This is a genomic window from Zhongshania sp. (assembly GCF_041584495.1).
GTDB lineage: Bacteria > Pseudomonadota > Gammaproteobacteria > Pseudomonadales > Spongiibacteraceae > Spongiibacter.
This window is the reverse complement of record NZ_JBFHDY010000007.1, coordinates 1-15,505: the sequence shown is the minus strand read 5'-3', so window position 1 is coordinate 15,505 and position 15,505 is coordinate 1. Positions and strand designations below refer to the sequence as shown.

The window sequence follows — 15,505 nt, the reverse complement described above, 5'->3', positions numbered from 1 at the left end:
CAATGGAATATTGGCTACCAATTATTTATATGGGCATTATGGGCTTGGCGCTGCTCATTTACGTGATGCTAGACGGCTACGATCTCGGCGTGGGCTTATTGCTGCCACTGGCGGAAGAAGACGAAAAAGACATGATGATCGCCTCTATTGGCCCCTTCTGGGACGCCAATGAAACTTGGATTGTACTGGGTGTTGGCATTTTATTAATCGCATTCCCGCTTGCCCACGGCATTATTCTTAGCGGCTTGTATTTGCCCGTCACCATCATGCTCATGGGTTTAATGCTGCGCGGGGTGGCCTTTGACCTGCGGGTAAAAGCGGGCGACCACCATCGCGGCCGTTGGAATAAGGCTTTTTTTGCTGGGTCCTTAATTGCCTCAACAGCCCAAGGCTGGATGCTCGGCGCCTACATCACCGGCTTGCAAGACAACATCACCAGCCTGTTATTTTCGGCGCTCATTGCCATGACCTTACCCGCCCTGTATTTAATATTAGGCTGCGGCTGGCTGCTAATGAAAACCGAAGGCGCATTATTAGATAAGGCCATCAGCTGGGGCCGCATGGCAATCTGGCCCATGGGGCTTGGCCTATTTATGGTCTCGGTGGCCACGCCCATGGTCAGCCCAGCTATTGCCGCGAAATGGTTTACCCTCCCCTACACCATCTTACTGCTGCCCATCCCGCTAAGCTGTATTATCTGTTATGTGGCAATTTTTATTTTGTTGGGCAAACCCAATATTCTTCGCCACGGCTACGGCTGGCTAATTTACGCCGCCACCGCGGTAATTTGCCTTATGGCGAGCCTGGGCTTGGCTTACAGTATTTTTCCCGACATTATTATTGGTCACATGACAATTTGGGACGCCGCCGCCTCGGTTAAGTCGCTGCAATTTACCTTAGTCGGTGTTGTTATCACCCTGCCCGCGATTTTGTTCTATACCTTTTTTATGTACCGCATTTTTCATGGCAAAGCCACCGCGCTTTCCTATGAATAGTGTCTTGACAATAATGATGACCATAAACAATCCGCGACGCGTTACAACCGGAGATGCCTAATGAACACCATTGCGTTTACACCCAATCTAAAACAAATACCGGCCGTCATTCCCTTCTTTGACGAAGCCACCAATACCTTTTCCTATGTTGTGCAAGACCCAACATCCAAGGCCTGCGCAATTATCGATTCGGTTATGGAAATAGACTACGCCGCAGGACATTTAGGCTTACAAGGCGCAGATAAAATTATTCAGTATATTCGCGAACAACAACTCGATTTACAGTGGATTATTGAAACCCACGTGCACGCCGATCATTTGTCGGCAGCGCCCTATATCCAAGGCCAGATTGGCGGCAAAATCGGTATTGGCGAACACATTATTACGGTACAAGAAACCTTCGGTAAAATTTTTAACGAAGGCAATCAGTTCCAGCGCGACGGCTCTCAGTTTGATCAACTCTTTAAAGACGGCGACCAATACACCGTGGGCAATTTGCAGTGCCACGCATTGCACACCCCTGGTCACACGCCGGCGTGCATGACCCATATTATGGGCAATGCTGCCTTTGTGGGCGACACCTTGTTCATGCCCGACGGCGGCAGCGCCCGCGCCGACTTCCCCGGCGGCGACGCCAGGGTCCTCTACCAATCAATTCAGCGCTTACTGTCACTACCCGATGAACTGCGTTTGTTTATGTGCCACGACTATATGCCCAATGGTCGCGACGTGGAATTTGAGACCACCGTTAAACAACAGCGCGACAATAATATTCACGTGCACCGCGGCATAAGCGAAGACGACTTTGTCGCCATGCGAGAGCAACGCGACGCCACCTTAGGCATGCCCAAGCTCATCATTCCCGCGCTACAAATCAATATGCGCGCCGGACATTTGCCCGAAGCCGACAGCAATGGCACCGTGTACCTCAAAGTGCCCTTAGATACCCTATAAATTAGCTATGCTAAACAGCGACATAAGGCCAAGGAATCCCTGTGCAAAAAACGACGCTTAAATCTTACTTTCCCATTCTGGGCTGGGCAGGCGAATACCACCGCGATGTGCTATTTAGCGATCTGCTGGCGGCATTAATCGTCACCATCATGCTAATTCCCCAGTCCCTCGCCTATGCTCTGCTCGCCGGGCTGCCACCGCAAATGGGCTTGTACGCCAGTATGTTGCCACTGGTCGCCTACGGTATTTTTGGCACTAGCCGCACCCTGTCGGTGGGCCCAGTGGCGGTGGTCTCGCTAATGACCGCATCGGCCATTGGCCATATTGCCAGTGCCGGCAGTGTGAGTTATATCGAAGCCGCCTTATTGCTGGCCTTTTTGTCGGGTGTATTCCTACTCGGCATGGGCTTGCTACGCATGGGCTTTTTAGCGAACTTTTTATCCCACCCGGTCATTGCCGGATTCATCACTGCCTCGGGTATTATCATTGCGTTTAGCCAGCTTAAATATATATTGGGCATCAATGCCCATGGCGAAAACCTGTTTGCCCTGCTGCACTCGCTCTATGCCTCGGTGGCCAATACTAACTTTTATACCGTGGCGGTGGGTTTACCCACGCTAATCTTTTTATTCTGGGTACGCAGCGGCCTTAAACCGCTGTTAGTGCGCACGGGGCTCAGTGACAAAGCCGCGGCCATGCTAGCGAAGACCGGCCCCGTGCTCGGCATTATTGCCACCAGTTATGCCGCCTACTATTTTGACCTCGGCAGCAAGGGTGTCGTCTTGGTCGGTGAGGTTCCCACCGGCTTGCCCAGTTTTCAAATGCCCAAGCTCGGTCACGACGCCTGGCGTGAACTCATGTTGTCAGCGGTGTTTATATCCATTATCGGTTTTGTTGAGTCAGTATCGGTGGGTCACACGCTGGCCGCCAAACGCCGCCAGCGCATTGTGCCAAACCAAGAACTGATCGGTCTCGGCGCCGCCAATATTGCCGCGTCATTCTCTGGCGGCTATCCGGTTACTGGTGGCTTCGCGCGCTCGGTGGTTAATTTTGATGCCGGTGCCGTCACCCCAGCGGCCGGTATATTTACCGCCGTGGGCATTGCCGCCGCCGCCATGTATTTCACCCCCTATTTAGCCTACTTACCCAAGGCCACTTTAGCGGCGACCATCATCGTCGCAGTTTTATCGCTAGTGGATTTCTCCATACTCAAAAAATCCTGGGCTTATGCACGCAGCGACTTTATCGCCGTGGTCACCACACTTGTTGTGACCTTAATTATGGGGGTAGAAACTGGCGTCGCCTGTGGCGTGTTCGCCTCGCTCGCCCTGCACCTATACAAAACCTCGGTGCCCCACATGGCGGTGGTTGGCGAAGTACCCGGCACCGAACACTATCGCAATATAAATCGCCATAAAGTCATTACCCACAGCGATATCCTGTCGCTGCGCATTGACGAAAGCCTGTACTTTGCCAATGCCGGTTTTATTGAAGACAAGGTTTATGAATTAGTCGACGCCTGCCCGGGTATTCAGCACGTGATATTGATGTGCACTGCCGTGAATGAAATTGATCTCAGCGCACTGGAAGTACTGGAATCTATCAACCTACGCTTAAAAGACAGTGGCATTACCCTGCATTTGTCTGAAGTAAAAGGGCCAGTGATGGATGTACTCGCCCATACCGAGTTTATAAAACACCTGAGCGGGCAAGTGTTTTTATCGCACCATCTCGGAGTGCAAAATATTGTAGCCGCGAATGCCGAGCAGAAGCTAGCTACCACACCGAGCTGGGATATTTGAGCTAACCGCTCTTTGCTCGACGGGAGATACAAAAGACATTCGACGCGCTGAACTTGGACGCGCTTTTTGGTTTCGCAACTCCCGTTAAGTTTTACCTCGCTGCCAACTGCACAACTGCAACACACAGCGCCAGACCAAAAATATACGTGCAATATTCATCGTAGCGTCTCCAACTAAATAATTACCAGAAACACGGCACTAGCTTAGCTAGCGATAAACACCGCTAGCACAATGTAATAGCCCAAAATACTTACCAATCCTATACCAAATAGATTCACTAAAAGGCCTGCGTGCATCATATCGTTAATGCGCAGTTCACCGCTGCCGAACACCACGGCATTTGGCGGCGTAGCCACCGGCATCATAAACGCGCACGACGCGGCAATCGCGGCGGGAATCACAAACAACATAGGCGATACCGACTGCGCCACGGCCAAGGCCCCTAACAACGGTAAGAAGGTGGCCGTGGTGGCGGTATTACTGGTGATCTCGGTTAAGAAAATAATTACCGTGACAATCACCAGCACCACCGCAAACAACGGCCAAGCCTGGAGCAAGGCAAAGTTCTGCGCCAGCCACTCGGCCAAACCGGAATCTTTAATCATTACCGCCAAGGCCAAGCCGCCGCCAAACAACAGTAATACCCCCCAAGGCAATTTTTGGGCGCTGTCCCAGTCGAGCAAGGCCTGCGAGTCGGGGCCGCCGGAACGCACCGCAAACAGCAACACGCCCGCCGCCATTGCGATCACCGTGTCGCTAACCCCTGGCACATAATCGTTTAATAGGGGTCGAAAAATCCAGGCCGCCGCAGTGCCCACAAAAATCAACAAGACCCGCGCCTCAGCCCCACTCAATGGTCCCAGCTGATGCAATTCTACGCGCAGCAAATCTTGACTGCCTGCGGTTTCCAAGCCCGCAAAGCCCTTGCGACACAACCACCACCAAGTAAACAACAGCATAGCCACAGCCACCGGCAGGCCAATCATCATCCACTGAGCAAAACCGATGCTAATATCGTGGTTGTCTTTTAAATACGCCGCCAACATCGCATTGGGCGGTGTACCGATTAAGGTCGCAATACCGCCAATGCTTGCACTATAGGCAATGGCCAGTAACAAGGCCACCGCAAAGCGGCGCCGCTCGCCATCATTGCCCGCAGGCAAAAAACTAATCACCGACAAACCAATTGGCAGCATCATGATACTGGTTGCGGTATTACTCACCCACATACTCAAAAACGCAGTGGCGATCATAAAGCCCGCGATCTGGCGCGCAGCCTGCTGACCGACCGCCAGTAGAATATTCAGCGCAATACGGCGGTGCAGATTCCAGCGCTGCATTGCCAAACCCAAAAGAAAACCACCCAAAAATAAAAAGATAATGCCGTTGGCATAGGCATCCGCCAAATCCCCAACCTTGGCAATACCCAAGACCGGCACCAGAATTAAGGGCAATAACGCCGTCGCCGGAATTGGCACCGCCTCTGTCGCCCACCATGTCGCCATCCATAGAGCAGCACCAAGAGCTAACCATGCTTCGGGGTTCATTCCGGCGGGTGCTGGGACGAGTAGCGTAACGACCAGCATGACTGGGCCGATAATTAAGGCGAGTAGCCCGAGCTTGGCAGTTTTGTGAGATTGCTTAGTGGTCATGAAGCGTTCTGGTCTTTAGGATAAATGGCAAAGGCAGATTTACAGTATAGACCAGATGCCGGTGGGGGGAATTTTTTGCTTATGGCGTGACCGACCAAATAGTCGCTAACCTGCGCCCTCAGGCTGACTGTGGCATATTATTGCTAGCCTTTTTCCGCCGTCAATGGCAACGAAACTCATCAAAACCTTGCGCGCTTCGCCAGCGAGTTTAATCTCAGCTGCTAGCTAATGCTTCGTCGTAACGATGGGCCCCTGCCTTCGCAGGGGAGACGGTGTGGATATACTGAGACAATCGTTTTAGCTGCGAAGATGTAGGCGTTTTTCATCATGGCTAAAAATTCGTCTTACCTACGTAGGCAGGTAACCATGTGAGCGCAGCGAATTTCTTGCTTACTTCTTTTTCCCCAAAACCACCCCAAAAAGTGCCATCATTACACCTGCCTCTAAGACGCCGCTACGAACAAGGCATTCCCTTATGTTATCGACTTTACTTTAGCACGACTGTGTAAATCCTATGAAAAATAACTACGCCTGCATTGGCTTGTTCAATCCAAAATCTGTTGAAAACGTCGGCTCGGTGATGCGAGCGGCTGGTTGCTATGGTGTTAATTCCGTGTTTTATACCGGCGTACGCTACAATCGCGCCAAGCCCTTTTACACCGACACCAAAAAGGTCTATGAAAAAATTCCGCTGATTGGTGTTAAAGACCTAATGGATATTATTCCTCTAGGCTGCGTGCCCGTCGCCGTAGAGCTTGTCAAAGGTGCTAAGTCACTGACCAGCTACAAGCACCCCGCTCAAGCCTTTTATATTTTTGGCCCAGAAGACGGCAGCCTTAAAAAGGAAATCACTGACCTTTGCCAAGACATTGTCTATATTCCCACAGAGGGTTGTATGAATTTAGCCGCCACAGTTAATGTGGTGCTGTATGACCGGCTCGCCAAGGGCGACAACTTCTCTCACCATCAATATGTCTTAAGTCATAAGCGTAAGCAGCTCGCGAGCAAGAATAGCAATGAGTAAGTTTGCATACGGTATAGCGCCCTATGTTGAGGCTGAACTGCGTCAAGCAGATCAGTTACGGCGATCCGGCGATTATGCATTGGCATTTACGCATCTAGAGAACGCCCATGTACTTGGCCAAGCCTCAACCTATTGGCATGTTAAGGTGCACCTATTAATGTTGCACTGGGGAATAAAACAGCGTGACGGTAACGAAATATTAGGTCAACTGCTGCGAATTGTAGGTGCAGCAGCTTTGACCGCGATTAACCGTATCCCAGAAGGTAACACTGGAGGTAGTAATGTAAGCCCGATTAAAGTGATGCCGGTAACCCCAGAGCTTGCAGCCATTATCGCTAAAGTTAAGGGCAATAGCTAAGCAACCCATTTAGTTGCTACTCATTATAGCCAAATAACAATTACGCCCCAGCTAAGCCTTTGAGGAAGAGAGATGGATATTGATAGTAAAACCATTTGGGTCACGGGTGCTAGCTCTGGCATTGGCATGGCCCTGTGTAAACAACTTGCACAGCGCGGCGCCAGATTGGTGTTGTCTGCCCGCCGTAAGGAGACCTTAGCTGAATTAGCAGAATCGCTACCCGGAGGTATCGATCGACATTGGGTGGTGCCGCTGGATTTAGCGGATGCCGACAGTCTGATTAACATGGTACAGACGCAGCTTGGCGCCATTGGCCCTGTGCATATTTTAATTAATAACGGCGGTATCTCGCAGCGCTCACTATTTGTTGATACCGATCTAGCTGTTTATCGCCAATTAATGGAGGTCAACTACCTCGGCACGGTGGCAATGACTAAAGCGGTGTTACCGGCAATGATTGCGCAACACGAAGGGATGATTGTTAGCATTAGCAGCGTTGCTGGCAAGGTCGGTTCTAAATTGCGTACCGGCTACTCTGGCTCCAAATATGCGGTAGTGGGCTTTATGGATTGCTTACGTGCCGAAACCGCACAGCACGGTATTTATTGCCTTACGGTATGCCCAGGCTCAATTAAAACCAATATTGCAGTGAATGCATTAAATGGTAATGGTGAGGCCCAGAATAAAGATGACGAGTCGATCATCAATGGCATGCCTGTCGAGCAGTGCGCGCAAGAGATTATTCACGCGATGATTAAAGACCGTGACGAAATTATCATCGGCAAAGGAATTAGCGCGCTTGCACCAACAATTAAGCGTTTCTTTCCGCGCTTATTTAACCGTATTTCGGCGGGAATGGAATACCGTTAGCGGCACCATGCTGATCGTGCGATATCTACCAATACCACGCGTTTGTCAAATGAACGACGCGAGCAACTTAGATCATTAGGACAAACAGCATGCCATTATTATTTGAAGAAATTGATAGCCAAGCCTCGCCCCTAGGAGAAATATCCCTACGGAAACGGCGTATTCCTGCTTTTGGCGACAGAGACATTTATGAGGTTAAGCTTGGCGATGAGTTTCTCATGTCGAGCATGTTTGTCGATGCTGAGGAGGCTTTATCTCGCCTTGGCTTAGCCGCCGTTCAGGGCCATAATTTAAGCGTGGTTGTAGGCGGCTTAGGGCTAGGCTACACCGCCGTAGAAGCGCTCAAAGACCAACGCATTAGCGAACTACTAGTGATCGACGCACTCGCGACTGTTGTCGGCTGGCATAAAGACGAGCTGGTGCCGCTGGGAAAAATACTCAACGTCGACATACGAAATCGCTATGTCCTCGGCAGCTTTTTCGACCTAGCCACGGATCCTAGCACAAGCTTTGACCCCCAACATGCCGGTAAGAAGTTCGACGCCATTCTCTTAGACATTGACCACTCCCCTACTGAATTCTTGAACGCCGCCAACGCCAGCTTTTATTCCACCGAAAATCTCTCGCTCATGGCCGATCAACTTAAGTCCAATGGCGTATTTGCCATGTGGTCGCAAAACCTCCCAGAAGAACCCTTTGAGGCCTTATTGAAAACAGTATTTGCTACCGTCACTTCCCACGTGGTCTCTTTTTATAATCCGTTTCAGAATGGCGAATCGACAAACTCCGTATATGTTTGTGTGAAGGGCGAATAACGTTTTCTTGCCCGGCCGGACGTAATACCGCAGCCATTCGCCATTGAACTACGCCACTGCCACAATCATGGATATCGGCTCTGGGGCCGGTATGACGGGAGGGGCGCAGCGGATACCTGCTCGGGGCCGGTATGACAAGAGAGGTAGAGGATTCCTGCATGGAAGCCGGTATAACAAGACAGCTCGCGGCAGCTGCCTCAAGCATCGGTATGGCGAGGTTGACGTTCGAGAGTCCACTTAACACTGAAAGGAAACGGACGGTGAAACTAATATCCAAAACATTCGTCTGAGCATTCGCTAGATTATCCCCGATCTTTCCCTGTATAAATGGGGCAAGCAGAATTCTTTATGGAATAAGTGATGGCTAAAAAGAGCAGATTTGCGCGACTGCTTTGGCGCAGCTTGCTGATATTGGTGTTGTTCAGTGTTGCCTTAGTATTGCCCTTTCGGTGGATTGACCCACCGATTAGCATGGTAATGCTAGAGCGCAGCTGGCAGCAGCGCGGCACCCACTACCACCTCGACAAGCGGTGGCTAAGCTGGAATGAAATACCCCGCCATGCCGCACTAGCCGCAGTTGTGTCTGAAGACCAGAATTTTCCCAATCATTATGGCTTTGATATAAAGGCAATTCAAAAGGCCTTTGCCGACCGGGAAAGGCGTGGCAGTTTGCGCGGCGCCAGTACCATCAGCCAGCAGGTCGCCCGCAATATGTACCTGTGGACGGATCGCAGCTGGCTACGCAAAGGCTTGGAAGTTTGGTTCACAGGACTCGTCGAATTGTGCTGGCCGAAGCAACGCATTTTAGAAATTTATTTAAATATCGCCGAATGGGGCGACGGGGTGTTTGGTGTTGGCGCCGCCAGCCGGCATCACTTTGGCATTAACGCGTCACAGTTAAACCACTGGCAGTCGGCACTGTTAGCCTCCAGCTTGCCAAGCCCCCGCAAGTACAATCCTGCCGCACCAGCGCCACATTTGATTGCGCGCGCCAATTGGAATCTTGGTCAGCAACGCAAACTCGGGGGCCGCTCTTGGCTCGCCGCGTTGGAATAATCTTTCGCCCTACAATTGTGTATTCTCAGATTCCCGCCTGAGAGAACACCTTAAGAAATGTTTCCGGCTCAGGTCTTAACCGATAATTATCGGTAAGATCCGCAAACAAAAGTTTACCCGTGGCGTCAGTCATGATGACGGTGGGCATCACGGTGTCGCTATCATAGCCCAGCACCTCCATGCCCATCGGTAAGCCATTGGGGACGGCAATGCCGAGGCGTTTCGCCATCGCGCTATCTCGATCTACCAAAAAGCGCATTGGCGCGTCAAAGCGCTGAGCCAGATCGGCGGTATGACCCTGCGACTGAGGACTAATGAGCAGAATCTCCACGCCTTTGTCGGCCAGGACGCGATATTGCCCGGCAATTTCTTTTATCTGCGCCATACACAGTGGACACCAATTGCCGCGATAAAAAATCATGAGCAAGGGCTTATTCAGTTCGTGAGGTTTAAGCTGCATACCAGCATCATTAATAAATTCTAAGTTTGGCAGTGTTTGACCAACAGTCAGTATGTCACTGTGCCTGCCACCAAAACTGGAGTACCACCACTCGTACAAAGCGGTTCCTATTAGCCCTGCACCGAGTATCCACGCCAAGGTTTCAAAAATTATTGGCGACAACAACGCGCCGAGCAACGTAAGCAGAGTCACTCCTAAAACCACTTTGCTAGCGATTTGCGTGCGAGCGACATTAGCGATAAACACCCACGCAAAAAAGGATAGGGGCGTTAGCATGCATAGCAAAGCCCAATACCATGCTACTGCATTAGGGTCCTGGTAAATTGCCCAGGCACTGCGCGCTGCGCCTACCATGAGCAAGCTCATCCACGTTGAGATAAATAGCGCTTTTAAACGGTCCATACGCACGTCCTTGAGATTTTTATTGATGGGCGCCGTCGGCCAGCATAGAAACGATTAAACACAGGATGAAGACTGTAACGCATATCGCGTCAGTATTACGTAATCACCACCTATAACGTGGCTTTAATTTGCGGCTGTGCGGCGTGCCCATCTCAAATTAATCTAAAAATTTAACTACCCCCCGCGATGAATTCAGTAAACTGTTGGTCTGGCGCGAACGACGCCGTCTACTCTCATGCAATGGGACACAATAATGTCGCGCCTGCGTTTAGCGTCCCTTACTCCAATTACCATGATGGCGTTTGCGGCTAATTCACTGCTGTGCCGCGCAGCGTTGGCTGCAGGCCATATCGACGCGTCTAGTTTTACCTTAGTGCGCATCGTTGCCGGTGCACTGGTACTCAGCATGCTGTTACTCATCCAATTTCACCGCTACACCCTTGGCGGCAGCTGGCTAACGGCCGCTGCATTGTTTGGTGCGGTGCAAACAACGATGATCGGCTATGGCTTATGACGCGGCGAACCCCTTAGTCACCTGCAAATTAGTGGTACTATTACCGCCAGCGCTGGGCTTATTTGGCTGATACTGGCCGGTGTCGAAGCGCCACCCTTGCTCTGCGCGATTATTATGATCACCGCCGGGGTTTGCTGGGGGGCGTATTCTCTGCTGGAACGCAGCGCTCGTTAACCAAGCGTCGCGACTGCCGGTCACTCCCTGCGCGCTACTCCCTTTGCCATCGTCCTTTTTACTTATGCGTGATTCACAGCCGGTGATTAGCCTTAGCTTAGCCTATGCCGCCGCATCTAGCACCTTGGCCTCAGGGCTGGGTGACACATTATGGTATGCGGTCCTACCCACCCTGCCCGCGAGTCACGCCGCAACGATTCAATTAAGCCTACCAAGACTTGCCGCACTCGGTGGGGTACTATTCTTGGACGAGGCAATAACGCTACGTTTTCGCTTAGCCTCAATTGCCGTACTGGGTGGCATGGCACTTTTATTATGAGCAAACCGCACGCCTAATACCCTGCAACAGCGCTACTATATCCATTAGTAGCGCTGTTGCAAATGGCTTCCTCTAGACCTGTTAAGCTTAGCATTGGCTCTAGCACTAAGCCTTGACTTTGCTAGCCAGCAATGCGGCAATCAAGTTCTTTCTGCACACTGGTATTAGCATGATTTTATTACTGGTTTATATTGGTATTGCCTTGAGCGTGTCTTTTTTATGCTCGGTATTAGAGGCGGTATTACTAAGTGTCACTCCCTCGTATATCGCCGCCGATGAACGTCGTGGACATAAAAATGGGGTTTTGTGGCGTGAATACAAAACGGATATCGACCGCCCCCTTGCCGCGATTCTAAGTTTGAACACCATCGCCCATACCGTCGGTGCCGCTGGCGCTGGCGCCCAGGCAACAACCTTGTTTGGTGAAGTTTATTTCGGTGTTATTTCTGCGGTGTTAACCCTGCTTATTTTAATTGTTTCTGAAATTATTCCTAAAACACTTGGCGCCTTATATTGGCGTAAGCTCGCGCCGTTGTGCGCGATTATTCTACGCGGTGTAATGTGGTCTATGTACCCCTTGGTGGTTATGGCACAGGGAATCACCAATTTGTTATCGCACGGTGATAGCGCCCATTCCATTAGCCGCGAAGAATTTGTTGCGCTCGCCGAAGTTGCCGTTAGCGAAGGAATTTTAGATCAAGAAGAAGCGGATGCAGTCACTAGTTTAATTCGCTTTCGCTCCCTTCAGGCCCGAGACGTAATGACCCCGCGACTGGTCATTTTTAGTTTGGCGGAAGACGCCAAGGTGAAGTCGGTAGTTGAGAATAATAAGGCGATATTGTTTTCGCGAATCCCAATCTATGCCGGCGATGCCGACAATATTACGGGTTATATTCGTAAAGACGAACTAATGCTCGCCGTCAGCCGCGAGCCAGAGGCGCTGCTAAGCACCCTAAAGCGCGAATTATTTGTAGTACCGGATTCCTTGCCCACCTCGGAGTTGCTACAAAATATGATCGAAATGCGCGCGCAAATGGCGCTAGTCGTCAACGAATACGGCAGCGTAATGGGCCTAGTGACCGTGGAGGATTTAATTGAAACCATGCTGGGTATGCAAATTGTTGATGAAACCGATACTACCGAACATATGCAAACCTTGGCACGGGAATTATGGGCCAAGCGCGCACGGCGTTTAGGGTTCCTCGATGACGAAAAAATCAGCGCTGCAGCGGGAGCGCAACCATCTCCATAACATCAAACAGCCATAAATTTGCCGCACCCCAGCATGCAGGCTACCATTAAGCGCTATACCAATCATGCTTTAGGACACCCCATGCGTTTTTTAATGCTGCTGCTTGCCACCACCGCCATGATCTCGATGAGTGGTTGTGAATCGACCTATTACAACGCCATGGAGAAAGTAGGCGTTCACAAACGTGACATATTAGTTGAACGGGTCGGTGAAGCTAAAGAAGCCCAAGAGGAAGCACAAGAGCAATTTAAAGACGCCCTGAGTGAATTTAGATCGGTGGTGAGTTTTGACGGCGGCAATTTAGAAACCCACTACAATCGCCTAAACAGTGAGTTTGAAGACAGCGAAGCCGCCGCCAAGGAAGTGACGGATAGAATTAATAAAATCGAGTCGGTTGCCGAGGCGCTGTTCGATGAGTGGCAAGAGGAGCTCAAGCTATACACCAATGCCCGCCTACGCACTGACAGCGCCAATAAGCTACAAACCACCAAACGCCAGTACACTGCGTTAATTAAATCAATGCGTCGCGCCGAAAAGAGTATAGACCCTGTACTCAACGCCCTGCGGGATAATGTGCTGTATCTCAAGCACAATTTAAACGCCTCGGCGATTGGCGCGCTGAAGGGTGAACTGGCGGGAATAGACCGCGATGTTCAGCAGCTCATTGACGCGATGAAAAAAGCCATTCGGGAATCGGATGCCTTTATTAAGCAGCTGAAGTAAGACGGGAGACGGTAAACGCTTAAACACGGCATGACTGCACAAGTCGTCATGCCGGACTTGATCCGGCATCCATAGACCACTGAACCACGTCACCGTCGATCATCCCGCAGTCAGTAAATAGCCCGCGCAGAGACAGTGAACATGCAGTGTTCCAAATTCGCTACTTTGCCAAGCGACAATAATACGATTCTCAGTGACCGCCGCTAGCGTTCTAGTGATTGGCACCACACCGTAGTCGAGTGGTGCAACCTGAACCACTTGCCCAATATGCAGCAGACCATGCTCGGTACTGGTGGGCAGCGCCCGAGGCTCCGATGCCTTGGCCACTTAAAACACCTCCGCCTGTGTTATTTCTTTGCATTGTCCATGCCCAAAACCGTCTACCGCCGTGTAATGCCACATTTACAGCCCCACTTCGTCATCCGCCACTTTAAAATGGTCCTTTTAGCGCTACAATGCCACGCACCTTAAATATGAAGCGACAGAGTATTTGACTATGATCAAGCTACAAATCAGCAACAACATGAGATTAGCTATTGATTTTGCGGGAAATTCAAGCGATCAAGCCGTTATCTTTTTTCATGGCGGTGGACAAACTCGTCATGCTTGGGGCGAAGCACTAGAAGTACTCGCCGCCAAAGGATATTTTGCCGCCACCGTAGACATGCGTGGTCACGGGCATAGCGATTGGGCGAAAGACGGCAATTATCATCTAGCTGATTTTGCCGACGACATTATCAACCTTTGCGCCATGTTTGACCACAAACCGATACTGGTGGGCGCCTCACTCGGCGGTCTTTCATCGTTATTAGCGATTGGTAGTCGCGACACCGATATCGCCCGCGCCTTGGTATTAGTCGATATCGTTCCCAAAATGAATATCGCGGGCACTCATCATATTAAGGCATTTATGTCTGCCCACCCCAACGGATTTGCGAGCTTAGATGACGCTGCCGACGCCATCGCTGCCTATACTCCCCAGCGTAAACGTCGCAAAGATTTAAGTGGGCTAAGCAAAAACCTGCGCCTGCGTGAAGATGGTCGTTACTACTGGCACTGGGATCCACAGTTCTTAGTATCCACCAAGCAGCTCAACTTAGAAAATCACCTTGAAATCGCAACAGATAACATCCGCATTCCCGTCTTGCTGGTGCGTGGAGAAAAAAGCAATGTCGTTGACGACGACGGAGTGTCCGATTTTTTACAGCGAGTCCCCCATGCCGAATACGTACAGGTCGATGGCGCGGCCCATATGATTGCCGGAGACAGCAACCAACAGTTCAACCAAGTTGTATTGGAGTTTCTCAGCAAATATAAATAACCCCTTCATTGCTGACGCTTACCCGGTTGTGCACAAGGCGGTGAAGCTCCCAAAGCGAAGTAAAAGGGGTCAGAGCCCTTTTACTACTCTTTTACCTCGCTGGGCGCCCTCGCCTCGCGTACCCTACCTTGCATTGTAAACGTTGTTGCACACTCTCTTTAAACCAATCGTTACCTAGGGGAGTACCCGACTGGCAAGATTCTCGAATCAGTTTGATATCCCCCTCATCCATCCCTCAAACATATCACAATAGGCTCGGTGGCGGTCTTCGCGGGTTTTGCCTAGCTTTTCGTATAGAGAATGAAAACGAAGGAAGCTGATCTCTCTAATACCCGCATTATGACAAAAGCTAGACCAGCGATATTGACCGGGCCGCACAACCATTGCCGCCCTCACGGGATTTATCTCTATGTACCGCATCACCGTGAAAACATACGCCTCGTCCTGAACTAGACTGGCTTTGTATCGCCCTTCCCACGCCGAGCCGCTCCGGCCATATTTGTGATTAAGATACGGTACATACCGCCTTCCGATAAATTGCATCAACCGGCTAATCTGAATTCCACTCTCAGGCGTAACGAGCAGATGGATATGGTTAGTCATAAATACGAAGGCATGTATGGCTACATCATACTTTTGAGCCCCTTCACCTAACCAATACGCATACGTCGCAGTAGTGTTCAGATTTCTGTGTCATTTCTTTATCCTGTAGCAAAAAGGAATGACTCATGTCCAAGCAAAAACCGACTTTCGATATCGATGCCGCCATCGCTGCTCTGCGTGAAGGTCAAGACCTCACCGGCAAGGATGGTGT

The 15,505-nt window shown here is 50.6% G+C and carries 18 protein-coding genes; 13 read left to right on the top strand and 5 right to left on the bottom strand.

Annotated features, from left to right (window positions below; translation table 11 throughout):
- The first annotated feature begins 2 nt into the window (after positions 1-2).
- The 3 genes from ABYP33_RS02395 to ABYP33_RS02385 are packed head-to-tail and all read left to right on the top strand — an operon-like array spanning position 3 to position 3,751.
- A complete protein-coding gene (locus ABYP33_RS02395; protein ID WP_373087957.1) occupies positions 3-995 on the top strand; it encodes a cytochrome d ubiquinol oxidase subunit II in 993 nt (330 codons plus the stop codon).
- Between the two features lie 60 nt (positions 996-1,055).
- On the top strand, positions 1,056-1,949 hold the full coding sequence (locus tag ABYP33_RS02390; RefSeq protein ID WP_373087954.1) for an MBL fold metallo-hydrolase: 894 nt from the start codon (positions 1,056-1,058) through the stop codon (positions 1,947-1,949).
- A 41-nt stretch (positions 1,950-1,990) separates the two neighbouring features.
- Positions 1,991-3,751, top strand: a complete 1,761-nt coding sequence (locus ABYP33_RS02385) for a SulP family inorganic anion transporter (RefSeq protein ID WP_373087951.1) — start codon at positions 1,991-1,993, stop codon at positions 3,749-3,751.
- 203 nt (positions 3,752-3,954) lie between these two features.
- On the opposite strand, the gene ABYP33_RS02380 is transcribed toward ABYP33_RS02385, so the two are convergent.
- A complete protein-coding gene (locus tag ABYP33_RS02380) occupies positions 3,955-5,403 on the bottom strand; it encodes a DASS family sodium-coupled anion symporter (protein WP_373087949.1) in 1,449 nt (482 codons plus the stop codon).
- 514 nt (positions 5,404-5,917) lie between these two features.
- Here ABYP33_RS02380 and ABYP33_RS02375 point away from each other — a divergent pair.
- From ABYP33_RS02375 to mtgA, 5 genes are all read left to right on the top strand, one after another.
- Positions 5,918-6,427 carry an RNA methyltransferase gene (locus tag ABYP33_RS02375; protein ID WP_373087947.1) on the top strand — a complete coding sequence of 170 codons (510 nt, stop codon included), beginning with the start codon at positions 5,918-5,920 and terminating at the stop codon, positions 6,425-6,427.
- The gene (locus ABYP33_RS02370) at positions 6,420-6,785 is read left to right on the top strand and encodes a DUF3703 domain-containing protein (RefSeq protein WP_373087945.1); all 366 of its coding nucleotides are present in this window, start codon (positions 6,420-6,422) and stop codon (positions 6,783-6,785) included. The genes ABYP33_RS02375 and ABYP33_RS02370 overlap by 8 nt, the downstream gene beginning before the upstream one ends.
- A 72-nt stretch (positions 6,786-6,857) precedes the next feature.
- Positions 6,858-7,655: an SDR family oxidoreductase gene (locus ABYP33_RS02365; protein ID WP_373087943.1), complete on the top strand. Its 798-nt coding sequence runs from the start codon at positions 6,858-6,860 to the stop codon at positions 7,653-7,655.
- Positions 7,656-7,744: 89 nt separating this feature from the next.
- On the top strand, positions 7,745-8,470 hold the full coding sequence (locus ABYP33_RS02360) for a spermidine synthase (RefSeq protein WP_373087940.1): 726 nt from the start codon (positions 7,745-7,747) through the stop codon (positions 8,468-8,470).
- Positions 8,471-8,830: 360 nt separating this feature from the next.
- The gene (mtgA, locus tag ABYP33_RS02355; RefSeq protein ID WP_373087937.1) at positions 8,831-9,526 is read left to right on the top strand and encodes a monofunctional biosynthetic peptidoglycan transglycosylase; all 696 of its coding nucleotides are present in this window, start codon (positions 8,831-8,833) and stop codon (positions 9,524-9,526) included.
- A gap of 25 nt (positions 9,527-9,551) precedes the next feature.
- On the opposite strand, the gene ABYP33_RS02350 is transcribed toward mtgA, so the two are convergent.
- Complete coding sequence (locus tag ABYP33_RS02350) at positions 9,552-10,388, bottom strand: peroxiredoxin family protein (RefSeq protein ID WP_373087934.1); 837 nt, start codon at positions 10,386-10,388, stop codon at positions 9,552-9,554.
- 253 nt (positions 10,389-10,641) lie between these two features.
- On the opposite strand from ABYP33_RS02350, the gene ABYP33_RS02345 reads away from it, so the two are divergent.
- Complete coding sequence (locus ABYP33_RS02345) at positions 10,642-10,902, top strand: hypothetical protein (protein WP_373087931.1); 261 nt, start codon at positions 10,642-10,644, stop codon at positions 10,900-10,902.
- Here the strand turns inward: ABYP33_RS02345 and ABYP33_RS02340 are convergent.
- Positions 10,897-11,100 carry a hypothetical protein gene (locus ABYP33_RS02340; protein WP_373087928.1) on the bottom strand — a complete coding sequence of 68 codons (204 nt, stop codon included), beginning with the start codon at positions 11,098-11,100 and terminating at the stop codon, positions 10,897-10,899. The two genes, ABYP33_RS02345 and ABYP33_RS02340, sit on opposite strands and share 6 nt — an antisense overlap.
- Positions 11,101-11,140: 40 nt before the next feature.
- Between ABYP33_RS02340 and ABYP33_RS02335 the strand changes: the two genes are divergently transcribed.
- The 3 genes from ABYP33_RS02335 to ABYP33_RS02325 all read left to right on the top strand — a co-directional run bounded on the left by ABYP33_RS02335 (position 11,141) and on the right by ABYP33_RS02325 (position 13,370).
- Complete coding sequence (locus tag ABYP33_RS02335) at positions 11,141-11,395, top strand: EamA family transporter (RefSeq protein WP_373087926.1); 255 nt, start codon at positions 11,141-11,143, stop codon at positions 11,393-11,395.
- A 112-nt stretch (positions 11,396-11,507) separates the two neighbouring features.
- Complete coding sequence (locus ABYP33_RS02330; RefSeq protein WP_373087924.1) at positions 11,508-12,647, top strand: CNNM domain-containing protein; 1,140 nt, start codon at positions 11,508-11,510, stop codon at positions 12,645-12,647.
- A gap of 81 nt (positions 12,648-12,728) precedes the next feature.
- Positions 12,729-13,370, top strand: coding sequence for a DUF2959 domain-containing protein (locus ABYP33_RS02325; protein ID WP_373087922.1), 642 nt, complete (start codon positions 12,729-12,731; stop codon positions 13,368-13,370).
- A gap of 99 nt (positions 13,371-13,469) precedes the next feature.
- On the opposite strand, the gene ABYP33_RS02320 is transcribed toward ABYP33_RS02325, so the two are convergent.
- A complete protein-coding gene (locus ABYP33_RS02320) occupies positions 13,470-13,697 on the bottom strand; it encodes a hypothetical protein (protein WP_373087920.1) in 228 nt (75 codons plus the stop codon).
- Positions 13,698-13,866: 169 nt separating this feature from the next.
- On the opposite strand from ABYP33_RS02320, the gene ABYP33_RS02315 reads away from it, so the two are divergent.
- Positions 13,867-14,691 (top strand): alpha/beta fold hydrolase, encoded by an 825-nt coding sequence (locus tag ABYP33_RS02315; protein ID WP_373087917.1) that lies wholly within the window; start codon positions 13,867-13,869, stop codon positions 14,689-14,691.
- Between the two features lie 207 nt (positions 14,692-14,898).
- On the opposite strand, the gene ABYP33_RS02310 is transcribed toward ABYP33_RS02315, so the two are convergent.
- The gene (locus ABYP33_RS02310) at positions 14,899-15,375 is read right to left on the bottom strand and encodes a transposase (RefSeq protein WP_373088060.1); all 477 of its coding nucleotides are present in this window, start codon (positions 15,373-15,375) and stop codon (positions 14,899-14,901) included.
- Between the last annotated feature and the right edge of the window lie 130 nt (positions 15,376-15,505).

Excerpts from the sequence above, each read along its gene's own strand:
- ABYP33_RS02395 (WP_373087957.1), top strand. The coding sequence starts at position 3 with ATGGAATATTGGCTACCAATTATTTATATGGGCATTATGGGCTTGGCG.
- ABYP33_RS02390 (WP_373087954.1), top strand. The coding sequence starts at position 1,056 with ATGAACACCATTGCGTTTACACCCAATCTAAAACAAATACCGGCCGTC.
- ABYP33_RS02380 (WP_373087949.1), bottom strand. The coding sequence starts at position 5,403 with ATGACCACTAAGCAATCTCACAAAACTGCCAAGCTCGGGCTACTCGCC.
- ABYP33_RS02375 (WP_373087947.1), top strand. The coding sequence starts at position 5,918 with ATGAAAAATAACTACGCCTGCATTGGCTTGTTCAATCCAAAATCTGTT.
- ABYP33_RS02370 (WP_373087945.1), top strand. The coding sequence starts at position 6,420 with ATGAGTAAGTTTGCATACGGTATAGCGCCCTATGTTGAGGCTGAACTG.
- ABYP33_RS02365 (WP_373087943.1), top strand. The coding sequence starts at position 6,858 with ATGGATATTGATAGTAAAACCATTTGGGTCACGGGTGCTAGCTCTGGC.
- ABYP33_RS02360 (WP_373087940.1), top strand. The coding sequence starts at position 7,745 with ATGCCATTATTATTTGAAGAAATTGATAGCCAAGCCTCGCCCCTAGGA.
- mtgA (WP_373087937.1), top strand. The coding sequence starts at position 8,831 with ATGGCTAAAAAGAGCAGATTTGCGCGACTGCTTTGGCGCAGCTTGCTG.
- ABYP33_RS02350 (WP_373087934.1), bottom strand. The coding sequence starts at position 10,388 with ATGGACCGTTTAAAAGCGCTATTTATCTCAACGTGGATGAGCTTGCTC.
- ABYP33_RS02345 (WP_373087931.1), top strand. The coding sequence starts at position 10,642 with ATGTCGCGCCTGCGTTTAGCGTCCCTTACTCCAATTACCATGATGGCG.
- ABYP33_RS02335 (WP_373087926.1), top strand. The coding sequence starts at position 11,141 with ATGCGTGATTCACAGCCGGTGATTAGCCTTAGCTTAGCCTATGCCGCC.
- ABYP33_RS02325 (WP_373087922.1), top strand. The coding sequence starts at position 12,729 with ATGCGTTTTTTAATGCTGCTGCTTGCCACCACCGCCATGATCTCGATG.
- ABYP33_RS02315 (WP_373087917.1), top strand. The coding sequence starts at position 13,867 with ATGATCAAGCTACAAATCAGCAACAACATGAGATTAGCTATTGATTTT.